Source organism: Hymenobacter sp. UV11, from assembly GCF_004684095.1.
Classification (GTDB): Bacteria; Bacteroidota; Bacteroidia; order Cytophagales; family Hymenobacteraceae; genus Hymenobacter.
In genome coordinates this window covers 240,187-249,026 of sequence record NZ_SRII01000009.1, presented here as the reverse complement: position 1 = coordinate 249,026, position 8,840 = coordinate 240,187, and the positions used below count along the sequence as shown (strand labels likewise).

At 57.0% G+C, this 8,840-nt stretch carries 9 protein-coding genes and 1 tRNA gene; 4 read left to right on the top strand and 6 right to left on the bottom strand.

Annotation, left to right across the window (positions count from 1 at the left end):
• Positions 1–143 precede the first annotated feature (143 nt).
• The 4 genes from E4631_RS18400 to E4631_RS18385 form a co-directional block, all read right to left on the bottom strand.
• Entirely contained in the window at positions 144–467 is a 324-nt protein-coding gene (locus E4631_RS18400) for a hypothetical protein (protein WP_133656661.1), read from the bottom strand.
• Positions 468–534: 67 nt separating this feature from the next.
• The gene (fbaA, locus tag E4631_RS18395; protein WP_133656662.1) at positions 535–1,620 is read right to left on the bottom strand and encodes a class II fructose-bisphosphate aldolase; all 1,086 of its coding nucleotides are present in this window, start codon (positions 1,618–1,620) and stop codon (positions 535–537) included.
• Between the two features lie 172 nt (positions 1,621–1,792).
• Positions 1,793–2,011, bottom strand: coding sequence for a hypothetical protein (locus tag E4631_RS18390; protein WP_133656663.1), 219 nt, complete (start codon positions 2,009–2,011; stop codon positions 1,793–1,795).
• 321 nt (positions 2,012–2,332) lie between these two features.
• Positions 2,333–2,404: transfer RNA gene (locus E4631_RS18385), tRNA-Arg, on the bottom strand.
• A 142-nt stretch (positions 2,405–2,546) separates the two neighbouring features.
• Here E4631_RS18385 and E4631_RS18380 point away from each other — a divergent pair.
• Together E4631_RS18380 and E4631_RS18375 are read left to right on the top strand one after the other, a co-directional pair.
• On the top strand, positions 2,547–3,026 hold the full coding sequence (locus E4631_RS18380) for an organic hydroperoxide resistance protein (protein WP_133656664.1): 480 nt from the start codon (positions 2,547–2,549) through the stop codon (positions 3,024–3,026).
• A gap of 419 nt (positions 3,027–3,445) precedes the next feature.
• On the top strand, positions 3,446–3,901 hold the full coding sequence (locus E4631_RS18375; RefSeq protein ID WP_133656665.1) for a hypothetical protein: 456 nt from the start codon (positions 3,446–3,448) through the stop codon (positions 3,899–3,901).
• 401 nt (positions 3,902–4,302) lie between these two features.
• On the opposite strand, the gene E4631_RS18370 is transcribed toward E4631_RS18375, so the two are convergent.
• Both E4631_RS18370 and sucC read right to left on the bottom strand, forming a co-directional pair.
• On the bottom strand, positions 4,303–5,283 hold the full coding sequence (locus E4631_RS18370) for an aldo/keto reductase (RefSeq protein ID WP_133655720.1): 981 nt from the start codon (positions 5,281–5,283) through the stop codon (positions 4,303–4,305).
• Positions 5,284–5,499: 216 nt separating this feature from the next.
• Entirely contained in the window at positions 5,500–6,696 is a 1,197-nt protein-coding gene (gene sucC, locus E4631_RS18365; protein ID WP_133655719.1) for an ADP-forming succinate--CoA ligase subunit beta, read from the bottom strand.
• A 300-nt stretch (positions 6,697–6,996) separates the two neighbouring features.
• On the opposite strand from sucC, the gene E4631_RS18360 reads away from it, so the two are divergent.
• Both E4631_RS18360 and E4631_RS18355 read left to right on the top strand, forming a co-directional pair.
• Entirely contained in the window at positions 6,997–7,653 is a 657-nt protein-coding gene (locus tag E4631_RS18360; protein WP_133655718.1) for an ABC transporter ATP-binding protein, read from the top strand.
• Between the two features lie 283 nt (positions 7,654–7,936).
• Entirely contained in the window at positions 7,937–8,746 is an 810-nt protein-coding gene (locus tag E4631_RS18355) for a hypothetical protein (protein ID WP_133655717.1), read from the top strand.
• Positions 8,747–8,840 lie beyond the last annotated feature (94 nt).

Sequence of the window (8,840 nt, the reverse complement as noted above, 5' to 3'; positions counted from 1 at the left end):
GAAAGCGGCGCGTGATGATGACTATCTCCGACAACTGCTCTGCCAATTAGCTCCTCAGTCCCCAGACGCTAACTAACCTTTTGGTGCTTTTGCCCTGCTTTTGTAGTTGCTACCCCCTGCCAAACGGCCGAAGGTGCTTTTTTTTACATGCCGCCCATGCGGGTCGAGTCCATTTTCATCTTGCCGCCGCGCGCTTTGCGGGTCTTCATGCGCGACTCTTTGTAGTCTTTGCGGTCGCTGGCGGTGCGGGGCTTGGTGGTGGCCTTCATGCGGTTGCCGGCTTCATCGTACCCTTTTACCTTCATTTTACCGTCGTCGGCTACTTTGGTTTTTACAGTCATGCCATCCGAAGTGGTGATAACTTTATCGCCGCCGTCTTTGGTTACCGTGGTGGGGGTAGTCTGAGCCTGAGCAGCAGCCGTTACAAATAAGCTGAGGGCCAAGGCAGAAAGAAAGGTATTTTTCATGATTCTAGAGAAACAAGGGTGTGCGCACTATACGCACACCCCGGCCCAAAGTTCATGAGCCGGCCCACTAGGGCCGGCGATTCACCGCGTTCAAGTCCTCGAAAGCCTGCTTGAGACGCGCCACGAAGGTTTTTTCGCCTTCACGCAGCCACACGCGCGGGTCGTAGTACTTCTTGTTGGGCGAGTCGGGGCCGTTGGGGTTGCCAATCTGGCCTTGCAGGAAGCCTTCGTTCTTCACGTAGTACTGCTGAATACCTTCCCAGAACGCCCACTGCAGGTCGGTATCAATGTTCATCTTGATAGCCCCGTAGCCAATGGCCTCGCGGATTTCCTCCTGCGACGAGCCCGAGCCGCCGTGAAACACGAAGTCGATGGGCAGTTCGTCCACAATGCTGTGCTTGGTGCGCAGGTGTTGCTGCGAGTTGTGCAGAATCTTGGGCTGCAGCTTTACGTTGCCGGGCTTGTACACGCCGTGCACGTTGCCGAAAGCCGCCGCGATGGTAAAGCGCGGGCTGATTTCGCGCAGCTGTTCGTAAGCGTAGGCCACTTCCTCGGGTTGGGTGTAGAGCTTCGAGCTGTCCACGTCCGAGTTGTCCACGCCGTCTTCCTCACCGCCGGTCACGCCCAGTTCAATCTCCAGCGTCATGTTGATTTTAGCCATGCGCTTGAGGTATTCCTTGCAGATTTCGAGGTTTTCCTCAATATGCTCCTCCGACAGGTCGAGCATGTGCGAGCTGTAGAGCGGCTGGCCGTGCTCGGCGTAGTATTTCTCGCCGGCATCGAGCAGGCCGTCAATCCAGGGTAGCAGCTTTTTGGCGGCGTGGTCGGTGTGCAGAATTACGGGCACGCCGTAGGCTTCTGCCATCAGGTGCACGTGGTGGGCACCCGAAATGCCGCCCGCGATGCTGGCCTGCTGCTTATCGTTGGGCAAGCCTTTGCCCGCAAAAAATTGCGCGCCGCCGTTCGAAAACTGAATAATAACCGGCGAGTTGAGGTCGCGGGCCGTTTCGAGCACGGCATTTACCGTGTCGGTGCCGGTTACGTTAACGGCGGGCAGGGCGTAGCCGTGGGTTTTGGCGTGTTGGAAGAGGGCCTGCACTTCGTCGCCGTGCAGCACGCCGGCCCGCAGGCCGGTTAGGGTGGAGTTTGCCATGAGACTAGGAGCGGGGCAAAAAGAACCCGCGTCTGCAAAGAAAACAACCACACCGCGTTTTTGGCCTACGCTTCCCAAAAGCTACAGCCCGCTAGACTTGAAATGCTGCGCTAGTGGGCTGATGGCAAAGGACTAACGCCGGGGGGTAGGGCGCTCAAAATTCGGTAAATAGCTACCGGGATTTTGCAGCTGCTTCCAGGTAATATACAACTTCATCAATTGTGAGGCGCCCGCGCGTGAAGCGGTCGAGCACGTGCTGCTGGTGAGGCTCCAGCGAAAACGGTGTACCGTTGGTGAAGGAAATAATGGCCGATACCAAACGCTGACGGGTTTGTTCGGTGGCAAGAGGAGATACTTGCAAAGATTGAATAGTGCGGGCGGGATAGTTCATGTCCTAAAGCTAAGACAATTTTGCCAAAACCCCATACCGTTTTCGTTCAATTTCTCTAAATACTTGTCGAATATTTTTTTCGGTATATACAATCCCGATTTTCTATTATTTAGAAACGCTGCCAAGAAGCGATGAGCTGGTAGCTGGTAATCAATGGCTAAGGTTGCCTTTTCGGCCTAATGGCTATGGGGCCGCCGCATAGTCAGGCTGGGTTAACTGCTTACAGCGGCCTATTGGGGGGTAGGGAAGAATTTTGCCTAGCCAGTATTTTACCAGATAATAGCAAAAATGCCCCTGCCGGTAGGCCAGGGGCATTGTGAGTGGTCGCGTTAGGAATCGAACCTAAATCTAGAGCTTCGGAGGCTCCTATACTATCCGTTGTACTACGCGACCGGTGCTGGGCTGCAAAAGTAGCCATAAAAGCCGGCGCGGCCAAACTCCGGGGGCTATTTTGGCTGGTTGGGGGGGTAGGGCACAACCCTAGGCGCAAAAAATCGGTTAGTCTACCCTGAACGTAATTATTCACCCGTTTCCCATGGACTCTACTAAAAAGACCCTTTACACGGCCGACGCTACGGCCGTGGGTGGCCGCAGCGGCCACGTACGCTCCGCTACCGGCATCATTGACCTCGATATGTCGGTGCCCGAAGGCCTCGGCGGTAAGAAAGGCGCCACCAATCCCGAAGAGCTGTTTGCAGCCGGCTACTCGTCGTGCTTTCAGCAGGCGCTGCTCGTGATTGCACAGCGCGCCGGCGATAAGCTCGACCCCGGCACCGAAGTAAAATGCTCGGTATCGCTGTTTCAGGAAGGCGAGGGCTACGGCCTGAGCGCCGTGCTGGACGTAGACCTGAAGTCGTTTGACCAGGCCAAAACCATCGAGATGGTGCGCCAGGCCCACAAAATCTGCCCGTATTCAGTTGGCACTCGTGGCAACATGGAGGTGGAGTTGAAGGTAAAAGGCGAAACCGTGCCGGTGCAAGCCGAAGAAAATATCGGCGTTGCCGAAGGCAAGTAGGTGCCGCAGCGCATGGCTTAGCAACAGCACGTCATGCTGAATAAAGTGAAGCATCTTGGCGGAGTCGTTGGGTTAATACCCAACCGACCCGACCAGGATGCTTCACTTCGTTTAGAAGCTGTTTGAGTTAGCAGTTAGGGACTCAGAGACCATGAAGAAACATATCCATTCACTTCATCGCTCGAATCGCCGCATAAATTTCGTTCAACGGCGAGACACAAGAATGCGTAAACCCTTCGGCGAATAATTCAAAAAAGACTAGCGAGCTTTTAATTTTTCCTTGAAAAAGGCTGAAAATATTCGTTTTTAGGCTGTTGGGTACCATTCAGTTTCCGGAATTGGCGCGGCGCAGAGAATTTTTCATCCATCACCCACGCACTTGCGTACATGCCGCCACTATCCCACCCATGTAATTAAGTATGAGCCCGAACTGGACAGTTAAACTCATCGGTCTACTTCTCCTTGTCATCTTTTTAGGGGCCTGTTCTTCGGGCAACAAGGAAGAAGTTTTGCCCGCCGGCCAGCACAGAGTGAAGGTCCGGTTTACGGCCACGTCGCTCGATGGACTTGGCGCGCAGTATACTTTTTCGCGGCAAGTTGGCAATAATGCGCCTGAGCAGCTTGGTGCGGGCTCGGCACGTAACAATGCCACCGAAGAGCTCGACGGCGGCATTAAAAGCAGCGGCGAAGTCATTTTTGTGGAAATTTCCTTCCGGGCCATCACGCCCACAAGCACGGTTGTGCCCAACCCTGCCGCTAGCTACGCCGTCGAAATCCTGGTCGATGGTGCCGTGCAAACCAAGGTAGTTATCGATGCCGCTTCGAAGATAAACAATACCTATTACCTAGCGGCCGTTGCGAAAACGACGCTTTAGGAGCTTTTTGGATTAGTATCTCAGGCCATTGGGCAGCCTACGAGGAGATGCAAATATGCGCCTCCTCGTAGGCTGCCCGCTCCGTTCAGGTGTTGTCGTTCAATCGCAGGTCAGCCAACCCAAGTTGCAGACCAGCTTGCTGCGGGGCAAAGTTTCAGCTGGAAGGGCCGCCTGGCCGGTCCGTCGGCGCGAGCCGGCCGACCGGTTATCGTTGACAGCTGCGGCCCACGCAACGACAACCGGTCGGCCGGCCCGCGCCGGCGGGCCGGGGAGCATGCCTCGCAAATTGGGTTAGCCAGGCTAACGACAAGATGCGTAGTTGCATTTCTACACCCGCCCGGTGCTGGCTCGAACAGTCTCTTATATGACGTTCTTATTACGTCTGCTTCCTGCGGTGCTTTTCAGCTAAACCCTAGCACCGGGTGCGGCTGGTAGGGTTCTTCGAGGCGCTTGATTTCGTCGGCTGAGAGCTTCACATCTACGGCGGCTACGGCGTCTTCGAGGTGGCCGGGCTTGCTGGCGCCCACGATGGGCGCCGTGATGATGGGCTTGCTCAGCATCCAGGCCAGGGCAATTTGGGCATTGGGCAGGCCGCGCTCCTGAGCGATTTCCGTCACGCGGTCAGCTATGGCGAAGTCATCGTCGCGGCCGTAGAGGCTTTTGCCGAAGTTGTCGGTTTTGGCGCGCTCGGTTTCGTTACGCTCCCTACCCCGGCCGCCGGTGAGCAAGCCGCGCGCCAGCGGCGACCACGGAATGACGCCGATTTTCTGGTCCTCGCACAGCGGCAGCATCTCGCGCTCCTCCTCGCGGTATACCAGGTTGTAGTGCGGCTGCATGCTCACAAAGCGCGTCCAGTTGTGCTTATCGGCCAGGTACAGAGCCTGGGCAAACTGCCAGCTAAACATCGACGACGCCCCAATGTAGCGCGCCTTACCAGCCTTCACCACGTCGTGTAGCGCCTCCAGCGTTTCCTCAATGGGCGTGTTGTAATCCCAGCGGTGAATCTGGTACAGGTCCACGTAATCGGTGCCCAGGCGCTTCAGGCTGGCGTCGATGGCACTCATAATATGCTTGCGAGAGAGGCCTTTATCATTGGGCCCCGGCCCCATTGGGTTAAATACTTTGGTGGCCAGCACTACTTCGTCGCGCTTGGCAAAGTCGCGCAAGGCGCGGCCCACCACTTCTTCGCTGGCGCCATTGGAGTACACGTCGGCGGTGTCGAAGAAGTTGATGCCCAGCTCCAGGGCTTTCTGGATGAAGGGACGGCTGGCGTCCTCGCTAAGGGCCCAGGGCCAGCGCTCGGTGGGCGTGCCGTAGGTCATGGTGCCCAGGCATATTTTGGAAACCTGGAGGCCAGTATTTCCTAAGCGGGTGAATTCCATCGTGGAAAAGGGGGTAGGGAAGTTTAAGAAAAATTGAACCGTCTGTCATTGCGAGCGTAGCGCGGCAATCGCACCCGCACGATGGACGAACGACCGGCGCGGGTGTCGTGCGGGTGCGATTGCCGCGCTGCGCTCGCAATGACAGGCGGCTTTATAACCCAAAAAGCCCGCCTGGGTTACCAGGCGGGCTTTTAAAAACCAAAATGGGCTTGCAGATTACGCGATGGCCAGCACTTCTTTTACGCGGGCAGCAGCGTCTTTCAGCAGGGTAGCCGAGAACACTTTCAGGCCGCTTTCGTCGATGATGCGGGCGCCTTCTTCAGCGTTGGTACCTTGCAGGCGCACGATGATGGGCACGCGGATATCGCCGATTTTCTTGTAGGCTTCCACCACGCCGTTGGCCACGCGGTCGCAGCGCACGATGCCGCCGAAGATGTTAATCAGAATGGCCTTCACGTTCGGGTCCTTCAGGATGATGCGGAAGCCCGCCTCTACCGTCTGGGCGTTGGCTCCACCCCCTACATCGAGAAAGTTGGCCGGCTCGCCGCCGCTCAGCTTGATAATGTCCATGGTAGCCATGGCCAGGCCGGCACCGTTCACCATGCAGCCCACGTTGCCGTCGAGCTTCACGTAGTTCAGGTTCGACTCCGACGCCTCTACTTCCAGCGGGTCTTCCTCGTTGGTGTCGCGCAGGGCCACGAAATCCTTGTGGCGGAACAGGGCGTTGTCGTCCAGGGTCACCTTGGCGTCAACGGCCAGGATTTTATTGTCCGACGTTTTCAGCACGGGGTTAATCTCGAACATGGCCGAGTCCGTCTCATCATACGCCTTATACAAAGCCGTCACGAACTTCACCATCTCCTTGAACGCATCGCCCGAGAGGCCGAGGCCGAAAGCGATTTTGCGGGCCTGAAAGCCTTGCAGACCCACGGCGGGGTCGATGAATTCCTTCAGGATTTTATCGGGGTGATGGTCGGCTACCTCCTCAATGTCCACGCCGCCCTCGGTGGTGTAGATAATGACGTTCTTACCGCTGGTGCGGTCGAGTACCACGCTCATGTAGAACTCCTTAGTAGGGCTTTCGCCGGGGTAGTACACGTCCTGGGCGATGAGCACTTTGTTGACCAGGCGGCCTTCGGGGCCGGTTTGCTTGGTCACGAGCTGCATGCCCAAAATCTGGCCGGCAATGTCTTTTACCTGCTCCAGATTTTTGGCGAGCTTTACTCCGCCGCCCTTGCCCCGGCCGCCGGCATGAATCTGCGCCTTGATGACGTACCAGCTGGTGCCGGTTTGCTCAGTGAGCTTTTTAGCGGCTTCAACGGCCTCTTCGGCGGTGTCGGCGGTGAGGCCTTCCTGCACGCGCACGCCGTATTTTTTCAGGATTTCCTTGCCTTGATACTCGTGAATATTCATCGGAGGGGGTAGGGGTGGAGTTTTATTTGCTGGCGCGAAGGTAGGGCCGGAAGGGGTAACAGAGAACCTGAAAATCGTCGGCCAGGGTGAGCGCAACAAAGTAGCGCACGGCAATAGCCCCAGCATGATGTCCAAACAACTCGTTATGGGGTAATTAGCTGCGCTGTTCTTCGGCTGCCGCCCGCTACTTCGTTGGGTTTGCCCTGGCGAATAGGTTTTCTCCGTATTTCCAGTTCCCAACGTCCGGCCGCCTTTGCGCGTAGATTTGCACTACTTAAAAGCTGTATAAGATTACTACCCTTGCTGCAAGCCATTAACCTTCGTAAAAGCTACAACTCGCTGGAAGTGCTCAAGGGCATCGACCTGACTATTCAGCGCGCCGAAATTGTGAGCATCGTGGGCTCGTCGGGGGCGGGTAAAAGCACGCTGCTGCACATTTTGGGTACGCTCGATGAGCCCGATGCGGGTGAGGTGCTTTTTGATGGGCAGAATATTACCAACCTGGGCCGCACCGCGCTGGCCCGGTTTCGCAACCGCCACATCGGCTTCGTATTCCAGTTTCACAACCTGTTGCCCGAGTTCACGGCCATCGAAAACGTGTGTCTGCCCGCCTATCTCGCCGACCGCTCCGAAAATGAAGTGCGCGTGCGGGCCCGCGAATTGCTTGGCCTGCTCAACCTCGACCACCGCGTGGACCATAAGCCCAGCGAAATGAGCGGCGGCGAGCAGCAGCGCGTGTCGGTGGCCCGCGCCCTTATCAACTCGCCCGAGATTATTTTCGCCGACGAGCCCAGCGGCAACCTCGACTCAAAAAACGCCCAGGAGCTGCACGAGCTATTCTTCTGGCTGCGCAAGGAATTCGGCCAAACCTTCGTCATTGTGACCCACAACGACACCCTGGCCCAGATGGCCGACCGCACCATCGTGATGCGCGACGGCCACATTATCGAGGGGTAGGGTGAGCTTCAGCTTGCCAGTGAGCGAAGCGAACAGGCGGGACCACACGGCCGCATACGTAAACTGCTCGCTTCGCTCACTGGCAAGCTGAAGCTCACCCTACACTCAACTAATCAGCTTAGGGAGCCGGCTGGCAAAAACCCGTTTCCTACCCCCTCCAAAACCCCTTGATTATCAGACTGAAATTTTACTAATAAAATTGGCTTTATTGGAACACTCTTTGCGTAAGGTTGGTTATTCATTCGTACTACAGAACGATAACCGGGCACTGCCCACCCCAACCATGACCGAAGTCACCAAAACCCCCAAGGAAGCTACCGTCGCCAAGAAAGCCGCTCCCCGTGCGGAGAGTTATGACATCGCTAAATCGGACGAAACGCTCGACTTAGCGAAGGACTTGGCCAAGTTTATCAAAGACAACAAGCTTAGCACCCAGGTGCAGGGCAAAGAGTTTGTGAACGTGGAAGGCTGGCAGTACGCCGGCTCGCGCCTGGGCATCGTGCCCATCGTGGAGCACGTTATCAACCTCAGCAACGAGCAGGAGCTGAAGTACCAGGCCAAAGTGACGCTGTTTGACCTGCGCCACGGCACCACGGTGGGCGCCGGCTTCGCCATTTGCTCCAATAAGGAGAGCGGCAAGAAGTTCTACCAGGAGTTTGCGATTGCCAGCATGGCCCAGACCCGCGCCATCGGCAAGGCCTACCGCAACATTCTGGCCTGGATTATCCGCGCCGCCGGCTACGAGCCCACCCCCGCCGAGGAGATGGAGTACTCGGGCAACGTGCCCGCGCCCGCCGTGGCCCCGGCCGTAGCCGAGCCTACCCCTGTCATGCGCGCCGTAACCACGGCCCCTACCCCCGCCGCCCTTGCCGAAGCCCCCGCTGCGGAGGCCGCCGTCCCGGTGCAGTACGCCACCGCCAGCCAAAAAGAAGAGATTATCCGCCTGCTGAACCACCCGCTCATCACGCGTCAGGAGAAGACCAAGATGCTGCTCAACATCAACCGCCTCGATGAGGAGCGCGCTACGCAGGCCATCGCCAAGCTGCGCAAGGCTATTGAGGACCGCGAGGGCACGACGGCCGTAGCCGCGTAGTCTGAACCGCGGATTCGTCGGATTTTTCGGATTTTGTTGGCGATTATTTTATGTTGGAAAGGCTACCCATTCGGGTAGCCTTTTTATTTGTTAG